Annotated in this window: 22 protein-coding genes and 4 tRNA genes; 17 read left to right on the top strand and 9 right to left on the bottom strand. The window is 60.8% G+C overall.

Annotation, left to right across the window (positions count from 1 at the left end; all coding sequences use genetic code 11):
- Positions 1 to 3 precede the first annotated feature (3 nt).
- Together fkpB and ispH are read left to right on the top strand one after the other, a co-directional pair.
- Positions 4 to 441, top strand: coding sequence for an FKBP-type peptidyl-prolyl cis-trans isomerase (gene fkpB, locus HXW87_RS27955; protein WP_179295010.1), 438 nt, complete (start codon positions 4 to 6; stop codon positions 439 to 441).
- Positions 442 to 674: 233 nt separating this feature from the next.
- On the top strand, positions 675 to 1,619 hold the full coding sequence (ispH, locus tag HXW87_RS27950) for a 4-hydroxy-3-methylbut-2-enyl diphosphate reductase (protein WP_086792860.1): 945 nt from the start codon (positions 675 to 677) through the stop codon (positions 1,617 to 1,619).
- Here the strand turns inward: ispH and HXW87_RS27945 are convergent.
- On the bottom strand, positions 1,576 to 2,145 hold the full coding sequence (locus tag HXW87_RS27945) for a GspH/FimT family protein (RefSeq protein ID WP_239778166.1): 570 nt from the start codon (positions 2,143 to 2,145) through the stop codon (positions 1,576 to 1,578). The genes ispH and HXW87_RS27945 overlap by 44 nt on opposite strands.
- A gap of 131 nt (positions 2,146 to 2,276) precedes the next feature.
- Here HXW87_RS27945 and HXW87_RS27940 point away from each other — a divergent pair, with 131 nt between their 5' ends.
- From HXW87_RS27940 to thiO, 7 genes are read left to right on the top strand one after another with little or no spacing between them, the layout of a single operon-like run.
- Complete coding sequence (locus tag HXW87_RS27940) at positions 2,277 to 2,750, top strand: GspH/FimT family pseudopilin (protein ID WP_121187261.1); 474 nt, start codon at positions 2,277 to 2,279, stop codon at positions 2,748 to 2,750.
- On the top strand, positions 2,747 to 3,196 hold the full coding sequence (pilV, locus tag HXW87_RS27935; protein ID WP_041065314.1) for a type IV pilus modification protein PilV: 450 nt from the start codon (positions 2,747 to 2,749) through the stop codon (positions 3,194 to 3,196). The genes HXW87_RS27940 and pilV overlap by 4 nt, the downstream gene beginning before the upstream one ends.
- The gene (locus tag HXW87_RS27930; RefSeq protein ID WP_047296646.1) at positions 3,193 to 3,906 is read left to right on the top strand and encodes a prepilin-type N-terminal cleavage/methylation domain-containing protein; all 714 of its coding nucleotides are present in this window, start codon (positions 3,193 to 3,195) and stop codon (positions 3,904 to 3,906) included. Before pilV ends, HXW87_RS27930 begins: the two co-directional genes overlap by 4 nt.
- 11 nt (positions 3,907 to 3,917) lie before the next feature.
- Positions 3,918 to 4,397, top strand: coding sequence for a PilX N-terminal domain-containing pilus assembly protein (locus tag HXW87_RS27925; protein WP_239778164.1), 480 nt, complete (start codon positions 3,918 to 3,920; stop codon positions 4,395 to 4,397).
- Positions 4,384 to 7,473 (top strand): PilC/PilY family type IV pilus protein, encoded by a 3,090-nt coding sequence (locus tag HXW87_RS27920; RefSeq protein ID WP_239778163.1) that lies wholly within the window; start codon positions 4,384 to 4,386, stop codon positions 7,471 to 7,473. Before HXW87_RS27925 ends, HXW87_RS27920 begins: the two co-directional genes overlap by 14 nt.
- A gap of 15 nt (positions 7,474 to 7,488) precedes the next feature.
- Complete coding sequence (locus tag HXW87_RS27915; protein WP_041065326.1) at positions 7,489 to 7,890, top strand: type IV pilin protein; 402 nt, start codon at positions 7,489 to 7,491, stop codon at positions 7,888 to 7,890.
- Positions 7,891 to 7,948: 58 nt separating this feature from the next.
- Positions 7,949 to 9,049 (top strand): glycine oxidase ThiO, encoded by a 1,101-nt coding sequence (gene thiO / locus HXW87_RS27910; protein ID WP_239778161.1) that lies wholly within the window; start codon positions 7,949 to 7,951, stop codon positions 9,047 to 9,049.
- Positions 9,050 to 9,163: 114 nt separating this feature from the next.
- Here the strand turns inward: thiO and HXW87_RS27905 are convergent, their stop codons facing one another.
- The 4 genes from HXW87_RS27905 to HXW87_RS27890 form a co-directional block, all read right to left on the bottom strand.
- The gene (locus HXW87_RS27905; protein WP_108183840.1) at positions 9,164 to 10,510 is read right to left on the bottom strand and encodes a sigma-54 dependent transcriptional regulator; all 1,347 of its coding nucleotides are present in this window, start codon (positions 10,508 to 10,510) and stop codon (positions 9,164 to 9,166) included.
- The gene (locus HXW87_RS27900; protein WP_047296636.1) at positions 10,507 to 12,096 is read right to left on the bottom strand and encodes an ATP-binding protein; all 1,590 of its coding nucleotides are present in this window, start codon (positions 12,094 to 12,096) and stop codon (positions 10,507 to 10,509) included. Before HXW87_RS27900 ends, HXW87_RS27905 begins: the two co-directional genes overlap by 4 nt.
- Positions 12,086 to 12,319: a PP0621 family protein gene (locus HXW87_RS27895; protein WP_027612810.1), complete on the bottom strand. Its 234-nt coding sequence runs from the start codon at positions 12,317 to 12,319 to the stop codon at positions 12,086 to 12,088. The genes HXW87_RS27900 and HXW87_RS27895 overlap by 11 nt, the downstream gene beginning before the upstream one ends.
- 125 nt (positions 12,320 to 12,444) lie before the next feature.
- Positions 12,445 to 13,467 (bottom strand): outer membrane protein assembly factor BamD, encoded by a 1,023-nt coding sequence (locus HXW87_RS27890; RefSeq protein WP_047296635.1) that lies wholly within the window; start codon positions 13,465 to 13,467, stop codon positions 12,445 to 12,447.
- Between the two features lie 151 nt (positions 13,468 to 13,618).
- On the opposite strand from HXW87_RS27890, the gene rluD reads away from it, so the two are divergent.
- The 8 genes from rluD to HXW87_RS27850 all read left to right on the top strand — a co-directional run bounded on the left by rluD (position 13,619) and on the right by HXW87_RS27850 (position 20,495).
- On the top strand, positions 13,619 to 14,581 hold the full coding sequence (gene rluD, locus HXW87_RS27885) for a 23S rRNA pseudouridine(1911/1915/1917) synthase RluD (RefSeq protein ID WP_047296633.1): 963 nt from the start codon (positions 13,619 to 13,621) through the stop codon (positions 14,579 to 14,581).
- Complete coding sequence (gene pgeF / locus HXW87_RS27880; RefSeq protein ID WP_182402525.1) at positions 14,578 to 15,300, top strand: peptidoglycan editing factor PgeF; 723 nt, start codon at positions 14,578 to 14,580, stop codon at positions 15,298 to 15,300. Before rluD ends, pgeF begins: the two co-directional genes overlap by 4 nt.
- Before the next feature lie 131 nt (positions 15,301 to 15,431).
- The gene (clpB, locus tag HXW87_RS27875) at positions 15,432 to 17,996 is read left to right on the top strand and encodes an ATP-dependent chaperone ClpB (protein WP_047296631.1); all 2,565 of its coding nucleotides are present in this window, start codon (positions 15,432 to 15,434) and stop codon (positions 17,994 to 17,996) included.
- Between the two features lie 295 nt (positions 17,997 to 18,291).
- Positions 18,292 to 18,367: transfer RNA gene (locus HXW87_RS27870), tRNA-Asn, on the top strand.
- A 9-nt stretch (positions 18,368 to 18,376) separates the two neighbouring features.
- Positions 18,377 to 18,453: transfer RNA gene (locus HXW87_RS27865), tRNA-Pro, on the top strand.
- Positions 18,454 to 18,458: 5 nt separating this feature from the next.
- Positions 18,459 to 18,534 (top strand) — tRNA-Lys (locus HXW87_RS27860).
- A gap of 97 nt (positions 18,535 to 18,631) precedes the next feature.
- Positions 18,632 to 18,708: transfer RNA gene (locus HXW87_RS27855), tRNA-Pro, on the top strand.
- A gap of 161 nt (positions 18,709 to 18,869) precedes the next feature.
- Positions 18,870 to 20,495, top strand: coding sequence for a methyl-accepting chemotaxis protein (locus HXW87_RS27850; protein WP_239778160.1), 1,626 nt, complete (start codon positions 18,870 to 18,872; stop codon positions 20,493 to 20,495).
- 151 nt (positions 20,496 to 20,646) lie between these two features.
- On the opposite strand, the gene HXW87_RS27845 is transcribed toward HXW87_RS27850, so the two are convergent.
- The 4 genes from HXW87_RS27845 to HXW87_RS27830 form a co-directional block, all read right to left on the bottom strand.
- Positions 20,647 to 21,945, bottom strand: coding sequence for an NAD(P)/FAD-dependent oxidoreductase (locus HXW87_RS27845; protein ID WP_047296626.1), 1,299 nt, complete (start codon positions 21,943 to 21,945; stop codon positions 20,647 to 20,649).
- Positions 21,946 to 22,008: 63 nt separating this feature from the next.
- Positions 22,009 to 22,182, bottom strand: a complete 174-nt coding sequence (locus HXW87_RS27840) for a DUF3094 family protein (RefSeq protein WP_003228304.1) — start codon at positions 22,180 to 22,182, stop codon at positions 22,009 to 22,011.
- Positions 22,183 to 22,233: 51 nt separating this feature from the next.
- On the bottom strand, positions 22,234 to 22,761 hold the full coding sequence (locus tag HXW87_RS27835) for an MOSC domain-containing protein (RefSeq protein WP_239778157.1): 528 nt from the start codon (positions 22,759 to 22,761) through the stop codon (positions 22,234 to 22,236).
- Positions 22,758 to 23,384 carry a DUF1780 domain-containing protein gene (locus HXW87_RS27830; protein WP_003228301.1) on the bottom strand — a complete coding sequence of 209 codons (627 nt, stop codon included), beginning with the start codon at positions 23,382 to 23,384 and terminating at the stop codon, positions 22,758 to 22,760. Before HXW87_RS27830 ends, HXW87_RS27835 begins: the two co-directional genes overlap by 4 nt.
- Between the last annotated feature and the right edge of the window lie 89 nt (positions 23,385 to 23,473).

The raw sequence follows: 23,473 nt of genomic DNA, 5'->3' as shown, positions 1-23,473 counted from the left end.
GTATTGGCTGAGCAACGCATCGGCCAGAACACGGAAGTCACTTTGCACTTTGCATTGCGCCTGGAGAACGGCGACACGGTCGACAGCACATTCGACAAAGCCCCGGCGACCTTCAAGGTCGGCGATGGCAACCTGCTGCCGGGTTTCGAAGCGGCATTGTTCGGCTTCAAGGCCGGCGACAAGCGTACGCTGACCGTTGAGCCGGAAAACGCCTTCGGCCAGCCGAACCCGCAAAACGTACAGATCATCTCGCGTTCGCAGTTTGTCGACATGGAACTGTCGCCGGGTTTGCTGGTGATCTTCAAGGATGCGGCCAATACTGAGCTGCCGGGTGTGGTGAAAGCGTTCGACGACGCGCAAGTGACCATCGACTTCAACCACCCGCTGTCAGGCAAGACGCTGACCTTTGACGTCGAGATCATCAACGTCAAAGCGATCTGAGTACACAGCAGAACCAGTGTGGGAATGGGCTTTTGTGGTGAGGGGATTTATCCCCGATGGGGTGCGAAGCGGCCCCGAATCCGATCACCGCGATCCAGAGCCGGAAAGCGTTGACTGTTTTGACGATTGCTTCGCAATCGATCGGGGATAAATCCCCTCGCCACAACAGGCTCGCTCCCACAATGTTTTCAACCGTTTTCGCTATTTCTTGCGCGCAAGACACGAGGCACAGCATGCAAATCAAACTCGCCAACCCCCGTGGCTTCTGCGCCGGCGTGGACCGGGCGATCGAAATCGTCAACCGCGCCCTGGAAGTCTTCGGGCCGCCGATCTACGTGCGTCATGAAGTGGTGCACAACAAGTTCGTCGTCGAAGACCTGCGCAACCGTGGCGCGATCTTCGTCGAAGAACTGGATCAAGTGCCGGACGACGTCATCGTGATCTTCAGTGCCCACGGCGTTTCCCAGGCCGTGCGCAATGAAGCCGCCGGCCGTGGCCTGAAGGTATTCGACGCCACATGCCCGCTGGTGACCAAGGTGCACATCGAAGTCGCCAAGTACAGCCGCGATGGTCGTGAGTGCATCCTGATCGGCCACGCCGGCCACCCGGAAGTCGAAGGCACCATGGGCCAGTACGACGCCAGCAATGGCGGCGCGATCTACCTCGTCGAAGACGAAAAAGACGTGGCCGAACTGCAGGTGCGTAACCCGGAAAAACTGGCGTTCGTGACCCAGACCACCCTGTCGATGGACGACACCAGTCGCGTGATCGATGCCTTGCGCACACGTTTCCCGGCCATCGGTGGTCCGCGCAAGGACGACATCTGCTACGCCACGCAAAACCGTCAGGACGCGGTCAAGCAACTGGCTGACGAATGCGACGTGGTATTGGTGGTGGGTAGCCCGAACAGCTCCAACTCCAATCGCCTGCGTGAACTGGCCGAACGCATGGCCACGCCGGCCTACCTGATCGACGGCGCTGAAGACCTGCAGAAAAGCTGGTTCGATGGCGTTGAGCGCATTGGCATCACCGCCGGAGCCTCCGCGCCGGAAGTTCTGGTGCGCGGCGTGATCCAGCAGTTGCAGGCCTGGGGCGCGACGGGGGCCGATGAGCTGGCCGGCCGCGAAGAGAACATCACCTTCTCGATGCCGAAAGAGCTGCGCGTCCGCTCGATCTGACGTTCTTCGTCTTCAGGCACAGCGCCTGCTCAGCCTTTGCGCTGGTCAGGCGCACCCGACCGGTTGCCGCCAGCACCACCTGGAGTTGGCTGACCGGCTCGCGCGCTGAGCAAATATGTAGCGTTCCCGCCTGAAACGCCCGCCCGGGCATCAGCGGTTGTCCCAGACTGCTGAAACGCACATAACGACTCACCGTCCAATTGCCGACGATCGGTATTCGTCCGTCACTCGCCTGTTCTACCAGCAGCGGATTGCTGCTGTCCTGCGGCCCCTCGCCGTTGAGATCCAGAATGATCCGCCAGCCCTGACTCCAGTCGCCATTGATGCCATGGATTACCACACTCTGGTTGCGGGTGATGGCCAGGGTGCGGGCGTTGCGAATGCCCTCGAGCAGCGACCGCGCTGCCTGCTCGCGATGAGTCGACTCGGTGAAGGCGGCGAACGCCGGACTGACCAGTGACAGAACAATTGCGCCAATCGCCAGTCCCATAAGCAATTCGATCAGGCTGAAACCCTGTTGCGGCATGACGACTCCCTCCGTGGAGCATGAAGCCCGGCACGATCCTTTTCGTCGGGCAGGGCAAATCAACCGACGCAGGCCGGTCGAATGTTCTAGTTTGTAGAAGCAGGTATAGCCGACGGCAACGGAGGGCATCGATGGATCATCGTACAAAAGGTTTCACGCTGCCCGAGTTGTTGGCTGCGGTCGCCGTGATGGTGATCCTCATCACCCTGGCGGTGCCGGGTTTCACCCGCTCGATCCAGAGCAGCAAGGCCGATACGGAAATGGGCGACCTGCAGCGTGCCATCAACTTTGCGCGGCTGGAGGCGATTGATCGCGGCGTGACCACACGCTTGCGCCCGAGCGCCGGCGGCAGCGTGTGGACCGGCGAATTGTCGGTCTACGACGGTACTGGCACTGCGGCCAATGTATTGCGGGTTGTTCCAGCGATGAGCAGCGGCGCGACTCTGACGCTACCCTCAGGAGTGTCCGCACTGGATTTCAATAATCTGGGTGGCCTGGCGGCGCCGTCGACAGCGGTGGTCATCAGTTACGTGCTGGGAACGCAAAGCAGGACGCTGAACGTGTGTCTGAACGGACGAATTCAATCGGGTGGAAGTTGCGGATGAGGGCAGGGAGCACACAGGCACAGGAGGGCATGTCGCTGATCGAAGTGCTGGTCGCGTTGCTGATTCTGACGGTCGGGATATTGGGCGCAGCCGCCGTGCAGCTCAATGCGCTCAAATACACCGACAGTTCACGGATGACCAGTCAGGCCAGCTTTATCGCCTACGACATGATGGACCGCATCCGCGCCAACGCTGCCGCCGACTACACGGTGACGCCGCCGACCTCGGGCAATCTCGGCGTGGCCCGCGATCAGGATCTTTACGACTTCACCACCAACATCGTCAATTTCGGCGGGCCCACCGCCACGGGCACGATCACCCTCAATCAGCGGGTGTACACCATCACCATCAACTGGAATGACTCGCGGGCCGCGAATGCCACCGGTACCACACGCAGCTTCGTTCTGACCAGTCGCGCCACGGTCGACCCGGTGGCCACGCCATGAAGCATGATCAGCGAGGGTTCGGCCTGATCGAAATGCTCATCGCGTTGGCGCTTGGGCTGATCATCGTACTGGGGGTGGTGCAGACGTTCCTTGCAGCCAAAAACACTTACGTCAGCCAGAACACCGCCGCTGCGATGCAGGAAGACGCGCGTTTTGTCCTGAGCAAGATGATCCAGGAACTGCGCATGGTCGGCATGTTTGGCTGCCTGGGCACGATTACTGACGCGAGTTCGGCAGGGGATTTCTACGCGGCGCAGGTCACGCCGATCAACTGGGACAACAGCAACCTCAAGCTGACCCTGGTCACCGCCGATGTTGGCGGCAGTGGCGGCACTCCGACCTGGACGGTGCTCTCTGATTGCCGCAACAGCGCCACGGCTTATACCGGGTTGCGGGCGGCGGCGAGCGGGCAGATCGCCTTTCCGATCCGCCGCTTGATCTACAGCTTCAGCAACAACCAGATTCTCATGGGCAGCGGCAGCGGCACCCCGACCCAACAGGTGCTGGTGAATAACGTCAGTGCCTTTAATGTGACCTTCGGCCTGGCCGCGTCCGCCACTGACGTCGCGGCTTCCTCTTACAGCGCCAACCCCAGTGATCCGGCGCGTATCCGCAGTGTGCGCCTGAGCCTGACCCTCACCGACCCGAGCAATCGGGTGGCCAATCAAACCTTCAACGTGGTTGCCGCATTGCGCAACCGCTTGCAGTGAGGATCGGGCCGATGAAGACAAGCTTCAACCAGCGGCAAAACCAGCGCGGAATGGCGCTGCTGGTCAGTCTGGTGTTCCTGTTGCTGTTGACCTTGATCGGGCTGTCCTCGATGCAGAGCGCCAACCTGCAGGAAAAAATGGCCGGCAGCGTCAGCCTGCGCAATCAGTCGTTCCAGACCGCCGAGGCAGCGTTGCGCATCGGTGAGAGTGCGGTGCAACTCGACAGCTACTCGCTGGCGGTGTGTGCCAATACCACGCAGTGTGCGCCGCCAGCAGAGTCCTCGGTGGTCAGTGCGGCGGGGCTCAATTCGACTTCCGGCGTCACGTGGATCGCAGCCGGTAACGGCTTTTATGGTGTACAGAACATCGGTACCACTCTGACGGCGGTCAACGTGCCGAGCAACACGTCGGCGACCCTGTATCGGGTCACTGCGGTCGGTATCGCTGGCACTTCGCGCAGTGTAGTGGAGAGTGTCTATGCGAAGTATTGAGCGCTGCCGGACACTGTTGACCGGCATGCTGCTGGGCTTGTATCTGGCGGCGCCGGCGTATGCGTTCACGCCGTCCGATTCGCCACTCTTGAGCGCAGCGGCGGTGCCGCCCAACGTGATGTTGCTGATCGACGATTCCGGCAGTATGAACAGCATCATTTACGCGGCAGGATTCGACCCGAACGTCACGCGCACCCCGGCCCGGCAGTGCAATGCGTTCCTTGGCCTGTGTTCGGCATTGAATGCGCCCGCGATTACCGGCGATCCGGTGTTTTTATCGAGCCTGCCGACATCCGGCTGTTCCGGCGGCGCCTTCGCCTTTTACAACAACAGCATTGCACCGCTGTGCCTGAAACTGCCTGATCCGGTGGGCGGCGGCAATACGCGCTACACGGGGGATTACATTTCTTATGTGGTCAGTCTGGCGATCAACAACGGCACCCGCGACTTCACCACCGGGGCGATTCCCAACGACTACCGGATCAACGTCGCGCGCAACGTGTCCACCGCCCTGGTCACCAGCAACCGTAACTTGCGCATGGGCCTGTCGACCTTCAACCCGGTCACCAACAACAATCCCGGGAATGGTGGCTACATTGCCCGCGCCATCAGCGACCTGTCTCCGGTGTCCGGCAGCGTGACCCAGGCGCAGGCCGACACCAACTACAACGCGCTGATTTCCTCGATCAACGCTTTAGGTGCCGTGGCCAACACGCCGCTGGCGGAAACCTACTACGAAATCACCCGCTACATGCGCGGCATGGCGCCGTACTACAACAGCACGCCGACGACTTACACCAGTCCAATCCAGTACCGCTGCCAGAAAAACTACGGCGTGGTCATCACCGACGGTCTGCCGACTTACGACCGCACCTTCCCGAGCAACGATCCGTTGGGCGGCAGTCGTCTGCCGAACTGGGACGGCATCAACAATGACGGCAACAACCCCAATGGCGATAACGAGGGTGACACGCTGTATCTGGATGACATTGCCAAGTTTGCGTTCGACATCGACATGCGTTCGACGGGGACCGACGCTGCCGGCAAAAGCTGGAACGCGGTGGATTTTCCCAAGCAGAACATGAATACCTACACCGTCGGTTTTACCGCCGACAACGACATGCTCTCGGACGCTGCCAGCTACGGGCAGGGCCGCTATTATCAGGCGACCGACAGCACCGGTCTCAACACCGCATTGTCTTCGGCGTTGAGCGATATCACCTCCAAGGCCGGTTCCGGTGGCGCGGGAGTCACCAGCGGCACCACGCTGGCCAGTGGCACCAGTTATTTCCAGACCAGCTACGACCCCAAGGACTGGCGCGGCACGATCAAGTCATTCGGCTTCACTTCGGCGGGCGCGGTGAACACCTCGACGGCCCTGTGGACCACCGATACCACCATTGTCCCGGGCGCGACCGCACCGACCTATCAATCGTGGAACACCAGCAGCAACGCCGCCGTGACGCTGGCCTACGGCAACTTTTCCGCGTCCCAACAGACGGCGCTCAGCCAGAGCCTGCCCACCGGCATCAGCGGCAGCGATCTGGTGGAGTGGAGCAAGGGCACCAACAAGACCGGGCTCAAGGTGCGCAGCGTATTGCTCGGCGACATCATCAACTCGCCACTGGTGCTGGCTTCGCCCAGTGATAAAACCGCCTCCGACCTGTCGGGCGACACCACTTACACCACGTACCTGACCACCAAGGCAGCGAACATGAATTCGAGTCTGGTGGTGAACGCCAACGACGGCTTCGTCAACGTGATCAACGCGGCCAACGGCACTCGACGTTATGCCTACATGCCGTCCAGCGTGTTGCCGTCCCTGCGGCTGATTGCCGATCCGGCGTACATCAATGGCGTCAGCCACAAATTTCTGGTGGACGGTCAGGTCGGTGTGTATGACGCGCAAATCAACAGCGCCTGGAAAACCCTGGCCATCGGCGGCACCGGTGCTGGCGGCAAGACTTTCTACGCGCTGCAACTGTTTGACGCGTCTGCGGGCAATGTGCTCAATGCCTTGTGGGAAGTCAGCGCACCCGCCACAGCGAACACAGCCAACGCATTTAATGATCTGGGTTATGCCTACGCGCGCCCGGAAGTGGCACGCTTGGCCGATGGTCGCTGGGCAGCGTTCATTGCCAATGGTTATGGCAGCAACTCCGGAGTGGCGGCTTTGTATGTGCTGGATGTGCGTGACGGTTCGTTGATCAAGAAGATCGTCATCGACAGCACCGAGACCACCAATGGTCTGTCGTCGGTCAAGCTCAAGGTCAATTCTTCGAACGTGGTGCAGGCCGCCTACGGCGGTGATTTGAAAGGGCGCCTGTGGAAATTCGATCTGAGCGCGACGTCGACCGACAGCTGGGGCGTGGCGTTTTCCGGCAAACCACTGTTCACCACGGCGGGCGGGGCGACTCAGCCGATCACCGCGCAGCCGTTGCTGGCGGACAATTCGCTGGGGGGCAAACAGATCTTCGTCGGCACCGGCAAATTCAACGAGACCGCCGACAAGACCAACAAGGATTTGCAGGCGTTCTACTCGGTGTGGGATGCCGACGGCGGTTCCGGACAGTTGACGGTCAGCAGCCTGCAGGCGCAGGCGGTGACCGGCGTGTTCTCCGGCAGCACCGGACAGTTCATCACCACCAGCCAGAACGACACGACCTATCCGGGGGAGAAGGGCTGGTATCTGCCTTTGGTGTACAACAATGTGCTGACCGGCGAGCGGGTGATCAATCAGGCCAGTCTGGTGCTCGGACGCGTCGTGTTTACCACCGCCAGTGTCGACACCACGGACCCATGTGCCAGTTTCGGTACCGGCAAACTGGTCGAACTCGATGCGTTCAGCGGTAAGATGCTCAACTACGCGGTGCTCGACACCAATTCCGATGGCGTGGTCGACAGCAACGACACGATTTCCAGTGGCGTGGTGTTCACCGGCGGGATTCCGACCCTGAACGCCATCGTCAACGGCGGGACTCGCAAGCTCGTCAACGATTCCAGTGGCACCGTGACCACGCTGGTGGAAAAATCCGGTGGCGGCAGCCGTCGTATCATGTGGCGACAAATACAGTAAGTGAGAGTTTGAGGCATGCGCAGATTCAACCGGGGCTTCACCCTGATCGAAATCATGATCGTGATTGCGATCATCGGGATCATCATCACCATCGCCGCACCGAGCTACACCGAGTACCTGAAAAAGGGCCGGCGCGCCGAAGTGGTGTCGCTGCTTTCGGAACAGGCGCAGATCCTCGAGCGCTTCTACACCAAAAACAACGTCTACACCGGCATCACCGGTCTGAGCACGGGCAATGATTTTTACACCATCACCCCGACGATCGCCGACCAGACTTTCCTGCTGACCGCCACCCGCAAGGCCGGTACGACCATGGCGACCGACAAGTGCGGGGATTTCACCCTGACCAACACCGGCGTCAGAAGCATGAACAACGCTACCACCGGGCTGACCACCAAGGATTGCTGGGGCCGCTGAGGTAACTTCTTACGGGCGCCTCTTTGCGCCCGCTGTCTTCATTACGGTTGGATCAAACATGACCAGGCAACAGCAAGTGGTGATTGTCGGTGGCGGGGTGATTGGCCTGCTGACCGCCTACAACCTCGCCTCCGAAGTGCGCAGCGTGGTGCTGCTGGATCGCTCGAACGTCGGCCAGGAATCGTCTTGGGCCGGTGGCGGCATCGTTTCCCCGCTGTACCCGTGGCGCTACAGCCCGGCCGTCACTGCGCTGGCGCATTGGTCGCAGGATTTTTATCCACAGCTGGGCGAGCGGCTGTTTGCCGATACCGGGGTTGATCCCGAAGTGCACACCACCGGCCTGTACTGGCTGGATCTGGAAGATGAAACCGAAGCACTGGCCTGGGCCGAGCGGGAAAACCGTCCGCTGCGGGCTGTGGATATCTCGGCGGTGCACGACGCGGTGCCGGTGCTGGGTGGCGGGTTCGCCCGGGCGATCTACATGGCCGATGTGGCCAACGTGCGTAACCCACGGCTGGTGAAGTCGCTGAAAGCGGCGTTGCTGGCGCTGCCGAACGTGACGATTCACGAACAATGCGAAGTCAGCGGGTTTGTTCGCGAAGGCGAGCGAGTGATTGGCGTCGAGACGTCCAAGGGCCTGATCCGCGGCGAGCAGATCGTGCTGACGGCCGGGGCATGGAGCGGTGATCTGCTCAAGACATTGGATCTGACGCTGCCGGTGGAGCCGGTCAAGGGCCAGATGATTCTCTACAAGTGTGCAGCGGATTTCCTGCCGAGCATGGTGCTGGCCAAGGGACGTTATGCGATTCCACGTCGCGACGGGCACATTCTGATCGGCAGTACGCTGGAGCACGAAGGCTTCGACAAGAGCCCGACCGAGGTCGCGCTGGAGAGCCTCAAGGCTTCGGCAGTCGAATTGCTGCCGGCGCTGGCGGAGGCCGAAGTGGTGGGGCATTGGGCCGGTTTGCGCCCGGGTTCGCCGGAGGGGATTCCGTATATCGGCCGGGTGCCAGGGTTTGACGGTTTGTGGCTGAACTGTGGGCATTACCGCAACGGCCTGGTGCTGGCGCCGGCGTCGTGTCAGTTGTTTGCCGATGTGATGCTCGGGCGTACGCCGATTATCGATCCGGCGCCGTATGCGCCTGAAGGTCGCATTTAGTCTGATATTTTCTGTAGCCTGGCAGATCGCTTTCGCGAGCAGGCTCGCTCCCACAGTTGATCTTTGTCGGTCACAAAATCCAATGTGGGAGCGAGCCTGCTCGCGAAGGGGCCCTCAATCCAGACCGAGTTTCTTCAGCCGATAGCGCATCGAGCGAAATGACAGACTCAAGCGCTGCGCCGCTGCCGTGCGATTCCAGCGGGTTTCCTCCAGCGCCTGCAGGATCAGCTTGCGCTCGACGTTCTCCAGATAATCCTCAAGGTTGTCGATCCGGGTAAGATCGGCGATGCCGCCCTCGACCGCGCAATTACCTTCGCTGAGGCGTAAGTCCGCCGCCTCGATCAACTGGTTTTCACACAGTGTGTGCGCCCGTTCGAGGACGTTTTCCAGCTCTCGCACATTCCCCGGGAAGCGGTAACTCTTCAGCGCCTCAAGCGCCTGTGGGTGCAGGCGGGCCGCCGCTCGACCGCTGCCTGCCGCCAGACGCTGGAGCATGTGTGCAGCCAACACCTGAATGTCATCGCGCCGTTCGCGCAGGGACGGCACGCGCAGTTCGATCACGTTCAAGCGGTAATACAGGTCCTGGCGAAAGCGCCCGGCGGCGACCTCGGCCTCAAGATCCTTGTGGGTAGCACAGAGAATGCGCACATCGACCACCGCTTCCTGCTGCCCGCCGACACTGCGCACGGCTTTCTCTTGAATCGCCCGCAGCAGTTTGACCTGCATCGCCAGCGGCAGGTCCGCCACCTCGTCGAGAAACAGGGTGCCGCCGTGCGCGGCCTGGAACAGCCCGGGCTTGTCCTCGACCGCGCCGGTGAAGCTGCCCTTGCGATGGCCGAAAAACTCGCTTTCCATCAGCTCGGACGGAATCGCCCCGCAATTGACCGGCACAAATGGCTTGCTGGCGCGCGGTCCCTGTTCGTGGATCAGCCGTGCGACCAGTTCTTTGCCGCTGCCCGACTCTCCGCTGATGTAGACCGGCGCCTGACTGCGCGCCAGCTTGTCGATCTGTTTGCGCAGATCGCGCATGGGCAGCGAGTCGCCGAGCAGGCGCCGATCTATCGACGTGCCGGCGCCGCCCACCGCCGGCATGCGCAACGCGGTGCTGACCAGTTCGCGCAAGCGCGTCAGATCAACCGGCTTGGTGAGGAAGTCGAAGGCGCCGGCCTTCAACGCGTTGATCGCGGTTTCCAGACTGCCATACGCGGTGATCATCGCCACCGGCAGTTGTGGATGACGTTGCTGAATGTGCTGCACCAGGTCCAGCCCCGTGCCGTCGGGCAGGCGCATGTCGGTCAGGCACAGGTCGAACGCATTGCGTTGCAACAGCGCCTGGGCTTCGCCGAGGTTGCGAGCACTGAAGGTGTCGAGTTTCATCCGTCCCAGGGTGATTTCCAGGAGTTCGCGGATATCCGGCTCGTCGTCGACGATGAGGATTTTTTGCCGTGGGCTCGTGTTCAACTTTGTTTCCGTCCGTGAGCAAAGGTGATGCGAAAGCAGCCGCCGCCTTGGCGTGGTTTGAAGTCTAGGCGCGCCTGATTGCTTTCGCACAGCTCACGGGACAGATAAAGCCCAAGACCGGTGCCCTGGCTGCTGGTGGTGAAGAAGGGTTCGAACAGATGCGGTTGTTGATCCAGCGGCACACCGGGGCCATTGTCCTGGACTTCAAGCACCGCCAGCTGGCTCTCGGGGTCGATGAACAGCGCCAGCCAGACCTCGGCCTGCTCGTGTAGCAGGGCGCTGTGGCGCCAGCCGTTACGTAACAGATTGTCGAGAATCTGCGTGAGCTGATCCGGATCCATCAACGTGATGAAGTCCCCGGAATTGATCCGCAAATGAATCGACTGCCGCTCGCTCGCCTGTTCGCGGCTCTCGGCAACGAAGTGCTCCAGCCATGGCTTGAGATCCAGGCGCTGAGGGGCGCTCTGCTGGCGGCGCGACAGTTGCAGGACGTTTTCGATGACTCGGTTCATGCGCTGGGAGTGGTCTTGAATGATCTGCGTCAGACGCCGATCCGCACCATCGAGTTCCTCGGACTCGCCCAGCAGCTGCGCGGCGTGACTGATGGCGCCCAGTGGATTGCGGATTTCATGGGAGATGCCGGCGGTCAGACGCCCGAGCGCGGCGAGCTTGAGTTGCTGGGCCTGCTGCGCAACTTGCGCCAGATCTTCGAGGAACACCAGGGTTTGCTGGTTGGGGCTCTGATCGAGGGCGATGAAGTTCGGTTGCAGTTCCAGGCCGTTGCCGGGAATCTTCAGGCTCTGCGGGCGCAGGGTCGGGTTGCTCAGCCACAGTTGCAGGCGCTCGACCAATGCCGGCGAATAGTCGCTGATCAAATGGCCTTCAAGATGCGACTGGGCCAGCAGGGTCTTCGCACTGTGGTTGGCCAGCTGTACCCGACGCTGCTCGTCGAGCACCAGGATGCCGGTGCGCATGCGTTGCAGAATCAGAGCGTTGAGGGCTTCAAGGCTGGTGACTTCGCTGGCGCGCTGTTCGGCGAGATTTTCGCTGACTTCCAGGCGCCGGATCAGGCCCTGGACCAGCAGCGATGCGGCAAAACACAAGGCGCCCAAGGTTCCGGCTTGCAGATAGTCATTGGCGCTCAGGGGATGGCTCAGGCTCAGCAGGAAGCTTGAGCCGACAATGCCAAGTGCGCCGATGGCGGCAATCAGCAGGCCAATGCGCCGGCGCAGCAAGGTGTTGCTGATCGCCACCGAGACAATCAGCAGGTTGCCGATCGCGCTGGCCACCCCGCCCGCCGCGTAGAACAAACCGCACAGCAGCAGCACATCCACCAGCGCCAGACTGAACAGCTGCGAGGGCCGCCGGGTATTTTCCAGAAACACCACCAGCAGGATGTTCAGCACCAGATACAACCAGCTGCCACTGCGCAGCAGATCGTCGTCGGCCGACGTCAGCAGGCGATTGTCCATATTGCTGGAGATCAGCAGCACCAGCGTGATGCCGACGCTCAAACGGTAAAGATGATAAAGGCGCAGCAGGCGCTGCGCCTGTTTACGGTCGGCGTTGGCGGCCTCAGCGATCACTGGCACCCGGGCCTTGCTCAAGATGAGCCTGGCTGCAATACCATTGTTGCTGAAGGTTCAGCGCACGGTCGCGGGGCAGATGCACGCCGCAGTGGGCGCAGCGCACCATCGGGGCGGCGTCTTGCTCACGGGGCGATTGAGCAGAAGAGGCGGGCGCCTTGAATTTGCGCCACAGCCATACCGCGGCGAAAATCAGGACAATCCAGAACAGTAAACGAAGCATGATGGGCGGCTTTTCGGCTAATGATTCGGCAGTTTAGCCAAGGAGCCGGCAGGCGCACAGACTATTAACGCGCCGCCACAAAAAAGGGAGATCCGCAGATCTCCCTTTTTATGTACCCGATGTGATCAGTCGAACACGCCGAAGGTCATGTAGCTGAACCACGAACGATCTTCGTTGTTGCCTTCGGCTTCATGACGCTCTTCCTCGATCACGTCGCCGTTTTCGTCTTTAGGCTTGAGCTCGTTCGGGATCGCGTCTTTCGCGTCCTGGAACTGCTTCTGCACGTCCTGGTTGGCGCGGGTTTCTCCCGGCGGCAGCGGTGGACGCGACTCGATCAGGCCAAGAGTGGCCTTGCTCAGCCACGAACGGTTGTCGGCTTCGGCAACCGAAGGCACGAACTGACCGTCCTGCAGGCTTGGGTGATTCGGGTAGTTGAGTTTCAGGGTTTCCAGACTGGTAGCGGCCAGTTCGTCCAGGTGCAGACGCTGGTAAGCCTCGGTCATCACCGCCAGGCCGTCGCCGACCGATGGGGTTTCCTGGAAGTTTTCCACTACATAACGGCCACGGTTGGCGGCGGCGACGTAGGCCTGACGGGTCAGGTAGTAGTCGGCTACGTGGATTTCGTAGGCGGCCAGCAGGTTGCGCAGGTAGATCATGCGCTGCTTGGCGTCCGGCGCGTAGCGGCTGTTCGGGTAGCGGCTGGTCAGTTGGGCGAACTCGTTGTACGAGTCGCGGGCAGCGCCCGGGTCACGCTTGGTCATGTCCAGCGGCAGGAAGCGCGCCAGCAGGCCGACGTCCTGGTCGAACGAGGTCAGCCCCTTGAGGTAATAGGCATAGTCCACGTTCGGGTGCTGTGGGTGCAAACGGATAAAACGTTCGGCGGCGGACTTGGCAGCTTCCGGCTCGGCGTTTTTATAGTTGGCATAAATCAGTTCAAGCTGTGCCTGATCCGCGTAGCGACCGAACGGATAACGCGACTCCAGAGCCTTCAGCTTGGCCGTGGCGCTGGTGTAGCTGTTGTTGTCCAGGTCGGTCTGAGCCTGCTGGTACAGCTCGGCTTCGCTCAGGTTTTCGTCGACGACTTCCTTCGATGAGCAAGCAGCGGTCAATGCGAGGATGGCGATCAGCAGCAGGTGTTTCACTTGCATGGCGGCTTGCGTCCCTATGACGGCCGCTGTCTTGGGCGGGGCCGTCCTGTTATGATGAGCGCCCCGTTGAAAAGCCTCGGGGCAAAAGACGCCGTATTTAACCACAAGCGCGCAGCCGAAACCAAAGGCTGTGCCGACGCCCAGTCAGAGCATGTCCGATAAAATTGAACTTCGCGCAGAGGTGCCGTCCGATTTGGGCGGCCAACGCCTCGATCAAGTCGCCGCCCAACTCTTCGCTGAGCACTCACGCTCGCGCCTTTCCGCCTGGATCAAAGAAGGTCGCCTGACTGTGGACGGGGCGGTCATCCGCCCGCGCGACATCGTGCATGGCGGTGCCGTCCTTGAGCTGACTGCCGAGCAGGAAGCCCAGGGCGAGTGGATCGCCCAGGACATCGAACTCGACATCGTCTATGAAGACGACGACATCCTGGTGATCAACAAGCCTGCGGGCCTGGTGGTGCACCCGGCTGCCGGCCACGCCGATGGCACCTTGCTCAATGCCTTGCTGCACCACGTGCCGGACATCATCAATGTCCCGCGCGCCGGTATCGTGCATCGCCTGGACAAGGACACCACCGGTCTGATGGTGGTGGCCAAGACCATCCAGGCGCAGACCAAGCTTGTTGCCCAGCTGCAAAGCCGCAGTGTTAGCCGGATCTACGAGTGCATCGTGATCGGTGTGGTGACCGCCGGGGGCAAGATCAACGCGCCGATCGGTCGCCATGGTCAGCAGCGCCAGCGCATGGCCGTGATGGAAGGCGGCAAGCCGGCCGTCAGTCACTACCGTGTGCTGGAGCGTTTCCGGTCCCACACCCACGTGCGGGTCAAGCTGGAAACCGGCCGGACCCACCAGATCCGTGTGCACATGGCGCACATCAACTTCCCGTTGGTCGGCGACCCGGCGTACGGTGGTCGTTTCCGCATTCCGCCTGCTGCGAACCCGACCATGGTCGAGTCGCTCAAGCACTTCCCGCGTCAGGCGCTGCACGCGCGCTTCCTTGAGCTGGATCATCCGACCACCGGTGAGCGCATGAGCTGGGAATCGCCGCTGCCGGAAGATTTCGTCTGGCTGCTGACCTTGCTCAAGCAGGATCGCGAGGCCTTCGTCGGATGAACTGGCTGACGCCGGACTGGCCTGCGCCGGCCAGCGTCAGGGCCTGTGTCACCAGCCGCGAGGGAGGTGTCAGCGAGGCGCCGTTCGACAGCCTCAATCTGGGCGATCATGTCGATGATCGCCCGGACGCAGTCGCCGAGAATCGTCGGCGTCTGACCGAACATTTCTCTATAAAGCCTGCCTGGTTGCAGCAAGTGCACGGCATTGTCGTGGCCCATGCTGATCCGGGCGTGGTGGCCACCGCCGATGCCAGTTGGACGGCAACTCCCGGGATTGCCTGCACGGCGATGACTGCCGATTGCCTGCCGGCATTGTTCTGCAACCGGGCCGGTACTCGCGTCGCGGCGGCCCATGCCGGTTGGCGCGGGTTGGCGGCGGGCGTACTGGAAGCCACCCTCGATCATCTCGACACCGCTGCGGCGGACGTGCTGGTCTGGCTCGGCCCGGCCATCGGCCCGAAAGCCTTTGAAGTCGGCCCGGAAGTACGCGAAGTCTTCGTCAAGCAACTGCCGGAAGCGGCAGCCGCCTTCGTGCCCAGCCACAATGCTGGCAAGTTCATGGCTGACATCTATCTGCTGGCGCGTCTGCGTCTGGCGGCCAAAGGTGTCACGGCGGTTTATGGTGGCGGTTTCTGCACGGTGACCGATCCGCGCTTCTTTTCTTACCGCCGTGCGTCGCGCACGGGGCGCTTTGCCTCCCTTGTCTGGCTCACCCGCTAAGCTTGTCTGATCTACATCAATCTCCCGACGCTTGAATCTCCCAGAATCGACCGCATCTACAGTGGTATCTGGCAGGTTTCTTTATTCAGGATGGTTTTTAGGTCCGACCTGCTCAAAAGGAAGGTGACCCCATGCGTATAGACCGTTTAACCAGCAAATTACAGTTGGCGTTGTCCGACGCCCAATCCCTGGCCGTTGGCCACGATCATCCGGCCATCGAGCCGGCGCACTTGATGCAAGCCATGCTTGAACAGCAGGGTGGTTCGATCAAACCTCTGCTCATGCAAGTGGGCTTCGACGTCAACAGCCTGCGCAAAGAGCTGACCAAAGAGCTCGATCAATTACCGAAAATCCAGAACCCGACCGGCGACGTCAACATGTCGCAGGATCTGGCGCGTCTGCTCAATCAGGCTGATCGTCTGGCCCAGCAGAAGGGCGACCAGTTCATTTCCAGCGAACTGGTGCTGCTCGCCGCGATGGACGAGAACAGCAAACTGGGCAAACTGCTGCTCGGCCAGGGCGTGAGCAAGAAAGCCCTGGAAAACGCGATCAACAACCTGCGCGGTGGTGAGGCGGTGAATGACGCCAACCATGAAGAGTCGCGTCAGGCACTGGACAAGTACACCGTCGACCTGACCAAGCGCGCCGAAGACGGCAAGCTCGATCCGGTGATCGGCCGTGACGACGAAATCCGCCGGACCATTCAGGTGCTGCAACGTCGCACCAAGAACAACCCGGTGCTGATCGGTGAGCCTGGTGTGGGTAAGACCGCGATTGCCGAAGGTCTGGCCCAGCGCATCATCAACGGCGAAGTGCCGGACGGCCTCAAGGGCAAGCGCCTGTTGTCGCTGGACATGGGCGCGCTGATTGCCGGTGCCAAGTATCGCGGTGAGTTCGAAGAACGCCTCAAAGCGCTGCTCAACGAACTGTCGAAGCAGGAAGGGCAGATCATTCTGTTCATCGACGAGCTGCACACCATGGTCGGCGCCGGTAAGGGCGAAGGCTCGATGGATGCCGGCAACATGCTCAAGCCGGCACTGGCGCGCGGTGAGCTGCACTGCGTCGGCGCAACTACGCTCAACGAGTACCGCCAATACATAGAGAAGGATGCGGCGCTTGAGCGGCGTTTCCAGAAAGTGCTGGTGGACGAGCCGAGCGAAGAAGACACCATCGCGATCCTGCGTGGCCTCAAGGAGCGTTATGAGGTTCACCATAAGGTGGCGATCACTGACGGTGCGATCATCGCGGCCGCCAAGCTCAGCCATCGCTACATCACTGATCGGCAGTTGCCGGACAAGGCCATCGACCTGATCGACGAGGCCGCCAGCCGCATCCGCATGGAGATCGACTCCAAGCCGGAAGTGCTCGATCGTCTGGAGCGTCGGTTGATTCAGCTCAAGGTTGAATCCCAGGCACTGAAGAAAGAAAGCGATGAAGCGGCGATGAAACGCCTGGAAAAACTCCAGGAAGAAATTGTCCGCCTCGAACGTGAGTACTCGGATCTGGAAGAAATCTGGAACTCGGAAAAAGCCGAGGTACAGGGTTCGGCGCAGATTCAGCAAAAGATCGAGCAATCGCGTCAGGAACTGGAAGCCGCGCGCCGTAAAGGCGACCTTAACCGCATGGCCGAATTGCAGTACGGGGTGATCCCGGATCTGGAACGCAGCCTGCAAATGGTCGACCAACACGGCAAGAGCGAAAACCAGTTGCTGCGCAGCAAGGTGACCGAAGAGGAAATCGCCGAAGTCGTTTCGAAGTGGACCGGCATTCCGGTGTCGAAAATGCTCGAAGGCGAGCGCGACAAGCTGATGAAGATGGAAAGCCTGTTGCACCAGCGCGTGATCGGTCAGGACGAAGCGGTGGTCGCGGTGGCCAACGCCGTACGGCGCTCGCGTGCCGGGCTGGCGGATCCGAATCGTCCGAGCGGTTCGTTCATGTTCCTCGGCCCGACCGGGGTCGGTAAAACCGAGCTGTGCAAGGCACTGGCCGAATTCCTCTTCGATACGGAAGAGGCAATGGTGCGGATCGACATGTCCGAGTTCATGGAGAAACATTCCGTGGCGCGGCTGATCGGTGCGCCACCGGGCTATGTTGGCTATGAGGAGGGCGGTTACCTGACCGAAGCGGTACGCCGCAAACCTTACTCGGTGATCCTGCTGGATGAGGTCGAGAAGGCGCACCCGGATGTGTTCAACATCCTGCTGCAAGTGCTGGAGGATGGACGCCTGACCGACAGCCACGGACGTACGGTGGATTTCCGTAATACCGTGATTGTCATGACCTCGAACCTCGGCTCGTCGCAGATCCAGGAACTGGTCGGTGACCGTGAGGCGCAGCGTGCAGCGGTGATGGACGCGCTGACCAGTCACTTCCGTCCCGAGTTCATCAACCGGGTCGACGAAGTGGTGATCTTCGAGCCATTGGCGCGGGATCAGATCGCGGGCATTACCGAGATCCAGTTGGGCCGTCTGCGCAGTCGTCTGGCCGAGCGCGAGCTGAAGCTGGAACTGAGCCCGGAAGCGATGGACAAGCTGATTGCCGTGGGTTACGACCCGGTGTATGGCGCACGTCCGCTCAAACGTGCAATCCAGCGCTGGATCGAAAACCCGTTGGCGCAGTTGATCCTGTCGGGGCATTTCCTGCCGGGCGACACGGCAACCGGCAAGGTCGTGAGCGACGAAATCGTTTTCGACTGAGCGGTAAAGCCAATGAAATAAGGAAGGCCTCGCTTTGCGAGGCCTTTTTTTCGTTAGGCTGTTGAACTCTAAGGAAAAGGCTTGTAAAGTGCGCCCCGCAGTCAGTCACCCGCAGCATCTCAGCTCACCGAGCTGAAATCTGAAATAAGTTGCAAATCATTAACTTGAAAGCGATTTAGGGGGTTGACAGAGGTGTTCTAGGTTGTAGAATAGCGCGCCTCAGACACACGAACGCAGCGATGCGAACGGCGTCTAAGAGCTGTAAGTTTCACCGTTGTAAATTGAAATATGTAGTTCCGTGATAGCTCAGTCGGTAGAGCAAATGACTGTTAATCATTGGGTCCCAGGTTCGAGTCCTGGTCACGGAGCCAATTTCAAACCGGGGTATAGCGCAGTCCGGTAGCGCGCCTGCTTTGGGAGCAGGATGTCAGGAGTTCGAATCCCCTTACCCCGACCATTTTTGGGTCGTTAGCTCAGTTGGTAGAGCAGTTGGCTTTTAACCAATTGGTCGTAGGTTCGAATCCCACACGACCCACCATTTTTGAAACCAGGTAACACTGGGATCGAATCTTAAGATCAGAGGCCAAAAGCGCTGATCGAAGAAGGCGATCTTTGAAAGGTCGCCTTTTTTTTACCGGGGTATAGCGCAGTCCGGTAGCGCGCCTGCTTTGGGAGCAGGATGTCAGGAGTTCGAATCCCCTTACCCCGACCATATTAAAAATCCTCGTATCGAAAGATACGGGGATTTTTTTTGTCCTCGCGCCAGACAATTCCTTTCAAGTCATCGTACAACTTGCCGATAGCCCGCTAACGAGAGGGGCTGCCACTGTTCGCCCCTTCAATCTGGCCAATACAAGAATAAGGGCGTTCGTCATGTTGCTTCGTCAGTTGAATATTGCTCCACGTGCCGCGCTGGGTTTTGCCCTGATCGCGGTCCTGGTGGCGTTGCTCGGCGTATTTGCCTTGGGGCAGATGTCGAGCATCCGTGACAGTGAGGTCGCGGTCGAGAGCCGCTGGCTGCCGAGCATTCGCGGCGGTGACGAAATTCGCGAGCTGATGTTGCGGATTCGTACGATTTCCCTGCGCATGGCCCTTGATCAGGATCCGCAGAACATCGCGACTTACCGCAGCCAGATGGATACCCGCGACAAGGAGCTGAGCGAGAAGATCGCCGCCTACGACAAACTGGTCACCACGGCGGAAGGCCAGCAGCTTTATGACCAGTTCAAAAAGACCTTCGCTGCCTATCGCACCGGCATCGCGCAATCCTTCACCTTGGCCGATCAAGGCCAGCGGGACGAACTGACCAAACTGTTGCTGATTGATATGAAGACCGTGGTCGATGGCTCCGGCAAGCAGCTCAATGACCTGGCGGATCTGTTCGCCAGGCAGGTCGCCGCGGAAAGCCAGAAATCCGCTGACCACTACCAGACCTCGCGCACCATCGTCAGCCTGTTCATAGGGCTGGCGGCGCTGGCTACGGTGGCGCTGGCGATGTTGCTCACCCGCAGCATCGTCCGTCCGCTGAGCAGCGCCGTCAGCGCTGCCGAAAGCGTGGCCCGGGGCGACCTGACCCGGCCGATCGAAACCCACGGTAACGATGAAGTCAGCCGATTGCTCCAGGCGCTGGCGACCATGCAGCAGAACCTGCGGGAAACGCTGCAAGGCATCAGCGGTTCGGCCACGCAACTGGCGACCGCTGCCGATGAACTCAATGCGGTGACGCTCGACAGCACACAAGGCTTGCAGCAGCAGAACAATGAAATCGAACAGGCAGCGACGGCGGTCAATGAAATGACCACAGCCGTTGAAGAAGTCGCTCGCAATGCCGTGTCGACATCCGATGCCACCCGCCAATCCAGTGAGTCGGCGCAACTGGGGCAGGCGCGGGTCAGTGATACCGCATCGGCCATCAATGCGCTGGCCAGCGACGTGCAGCACACTGGCGAGTTGGTGCAATCGCTGGCCAACCAGTCACAGGACATCGGCAAAGTGCTGGATGTGATCCGTGCCATTGCCGAGCAGACCAACCTGCTTGCGCTCAACGCCGCCATCGAGGCGGCCCGCGCAGGGGAAAGTGGGCGAGGTTTTGCGGTGGTCGCCGACGAAGTGCGGGCGCTGGCCTATCGCACCCAGCAATCGACGCAGGAGATCGAGCAGATGGTGCAGGGCATGCGCAGTGGTTCAAGCCTGGCGCTGGATTCGATGCAGGCCAGCGCTGCACGGGCCACGACCACGCTGGCATTGGCCGAGCGCGCCGGGGAGGCGCTGGAAACCATCACCGCTTCGGTGCATGAGATCCATGAGCGTAATCTGGTGATCGCCAGTGCCGCCGAAGAGCAGGCGCAAGTCGCGCGGGAAGTGGATCGTAATCTGGTGAACATTCGCGACCTGTCGGTCCGTTCGGCGACGGGTGCCGATCAGACCCGTGCGTCGAGCCACGAACTGTCGCAACTGGCCAACGCGCTGCAAGGCATGGTGCGCCGCTTTCAGCTCTGATGTGCAGAGATCGATTGCAGGAGTGAGCTCGATTTTTGAGCTGCGCAAAACAATGTGGGAGCGGGCTTGCTCGCGAAAGCGGTGTATCAGTCGACATGAATGTTGAATGACACGACCTCTTCGCGAGCAGGCTCGCTCCCACAGTTTTAGATCAATGCAGCTTCAGGCGTGGCTCGGTACCTCGACCGATCTTGCTGCCCAGCATCAGCATCGCCGTGCGGAACGGTCCGTACAGCGCCATCTGGTGCATGCGGTACAGCGACACGTAGAACATCCGCGCCAGCCAGCCTTCGAGCATCACGCTGCCGGTCAGGTTGCCCATCAAGTTACCCACAGCGGAAAAACGCGACAGCGAGATCAGCGAGCCGTAGTCGGTGTACTTGTACTCCGGCAGGGTTTTGCCCTCGATACGCAGCTTCAGCGACTTGGCCAGCAACGATGCCTGTTGGTGTGCGGCTTGTGCACGCGGCGGCACGTTGCGATCCGAACCCGGTTGCGGGCACGCGGCACAGTCACCGAAGGCGAAAATGTTTTCGTCGCGGGTGGTCTGCAACGTCGGCAGCACTTGCAGCTGATTGATGCGGTTGGTTTCCAGACCGTCGATGTCTTTGAGGAAACCCGGTGCGCGGATCCCGGCGGCCCAGACTTTCAGGCTGGCCTTGATCACGTTGCCATCGGCGGTGATCAGGCTGTCGGCGGTCACTTCGCTGACCGCCGCATTGGTCATGACATTGACCCCGAGTTTCTCCAAAGTCTTGTGCACCGGGCCGCTGATGCGTTCCGGCAGGGCTGGCAGCACTCGCGGGCCGGCTTCGATCAGGGTGATGTGCATGTTCTCCGGTTTGATCCGGTCCAGACCATAAGCCGCCAGTTCATGCGCCGCGTTGTGCAGTTCTGCCGCCAGCTCGACACCCGTGGCGCCGGCACCGACGATGGCCACGCTGATCTGCTCGACCACGTCGGTCTGTCCGGCGTGCGCGCGCAGATAGTGATTGAGCAACTGCTGGTGGAAACGCTCGGCCTGTTTGCGGGTGTCGAGGAACAGGCAGTGCTGCGCCGCGCCCTGGGTGCCGAAATCGTTGGTGGTGCTGCCGACGCTGATCACCAGCGAGTCGTAAGGCACTTCACGCGCCGGTACCAGTTCCACGCCGTTCTCGTCGTAGGTGGCGGCCAGCTGGATTTTCTTCTGCGCCCGATCAAGCCCGCTCATGCGCCCCAGCTGGAACTCGAAGTGGTTCCATTTCGCCTGGGCAACATAGTTGAGTTCGTCTTCGGAAGAGTTCAGCGATCCGGCGGCCACTTCGTGCAGCAGGGGTTTCCAGATGTGCGTCAGGTTCGCGTCGACCAGCATCACGCTGGCCGTGCCGCGCTTGCCCAGAGTCTTACCCAGACGGGTAGCCAGCTCCAGACCGCCGGCGCCGCCGCCGACAATGACAATACGATGGGACATAGGGATAACTCGCAAGGTTTTTAAAGGAAATCGGTGCGGTTACCCGAGCGAGCGCCAGGCAGCTCATAGCGTCAGGTAACTGATAAGTCGGCTCAGCAAGCCCAGACCAATGGTCACTGCCAGCACCAGCACCAGGAGCATCCACGGCCGGAAAGGCCGGCGCTCGACACGGTGTTGGGACAACTGCAGGTACTCTTCGACATGCTTCTGGTCTTCGGGGTTCAGGCGGCTGGTCATAAAGGCCTCGTCAGGTAGACGTTGCTGAAGGTGGAGACGCTACAGCGGTTTTTATCCCGGATTGAACGCAGCATAGCCACTGGCCGGAACCGGTTCGACCGAAACACCGTCGTCGAGGCGGATGATCCCGCTTTGTAACACCCGAGCGGTAATTCCGCCATGCCCGCGCACCGCTTGAAAGGTGCCGGGGCCGAGGTTGTTTTGCAGGCGCGCGCAGGGCTGACACCAGCCAGTGGTCTCGAATATTGCCTGACCGATGCGAAAGCGCCGACCCTTGAGACTAAACAGATTGATACCGCTGATGACCAGATTGCGCCGCAGGTCTTCAGGCTTGACCGGATGATCCTCTGACCGGCCCATCAACGCGCTGATCACGGCCAGGTGTTCGAACTGGATCAACGTCACTTGCCGCGCGTTGCGTACTCCCGGGCGGGCGTGATCGCCAGTCAGTCCGGCCTCCAGTCGTGCTTCCACCGCGTCGAGTTCGATCATCGGCCCGCGAGACTCGGGGCGCACGCCGATCCAGCGCACGCGCCCGGTCTGCGGGAGGTCGGCAATCAACTGCTGCAGCGGCGTCACAGGCTGATTCCGACATCGAAGACGATGCTGCGACCGAGGTTGCTGCGCAGGAAATCCGGTGCATCAGGATGCGCGAACAGCACCCGGGCGAAGGTCGGCCCGACCAGCGACAGCGAGCGCCAGCCCTGACGCAGGTATTCGGTCGGCGGTGGAAAGTGGCTGTTGAGGTCCAGCACTTCGCGCTTGAGGCTGGCGAAGGCGATGATGTCCAGTTCGCCCAGATCCATGCCGCGTTCCTTGTAGTTGTGCGCTTTTTTGCGCAAGGTCGGCGCCAGCCGCAGCAAGAATTCATTGGCCGGGATCCGCCGTGGCTTGGCTTCACGGCGCACCAGTTGGCTGAGGGAAAATGCACTGCGGCGGCGTTGCAGTTCGTCGCGCCATTCGTCGTTGAGTCGGCGGCCTTCGTCGAGCACGAAAAACACTTCGAAATTGGCATCGCGAAACAGCACGTCCGGCGGCTCGCCAGCAGGGGCAAACTCATCGGCGCGGTAAGGAATGTTCAAGCCTTGCAGCAGGCGCTGGCAGACCCAACGCTCACGCTCCCATTTGCGGGCATTGGACAGGAACGCGTTGGCTTGCTCGGCCGCGATGGTGAGCAGGCGTAAATAATCTGAGTCATCCATAAGCCCAAGCTTAGCGTTCAATTGCGACAAGCTGAAAGCACCACGCGGCAATGTGTGTCAGTGGGCGGTTGCAATGGGCGGTGTAGACT

The sequence above is a fragment of the Pseudomonas sp. Y5-11 genome, from assembly GCF_022368695.1.
Lineage (GTDB): Bacteria > Pseudomonadota > Gammaproteobacteria > Pseudomonadales > Pseudomonadaceae > Aquipseudomonas > Aquipseudomonas parakoreensis.
Note: the sequence above shows the minus strand (reverse complement) of the source record. Positions and strands in the feature narration are given on the sequence as shown.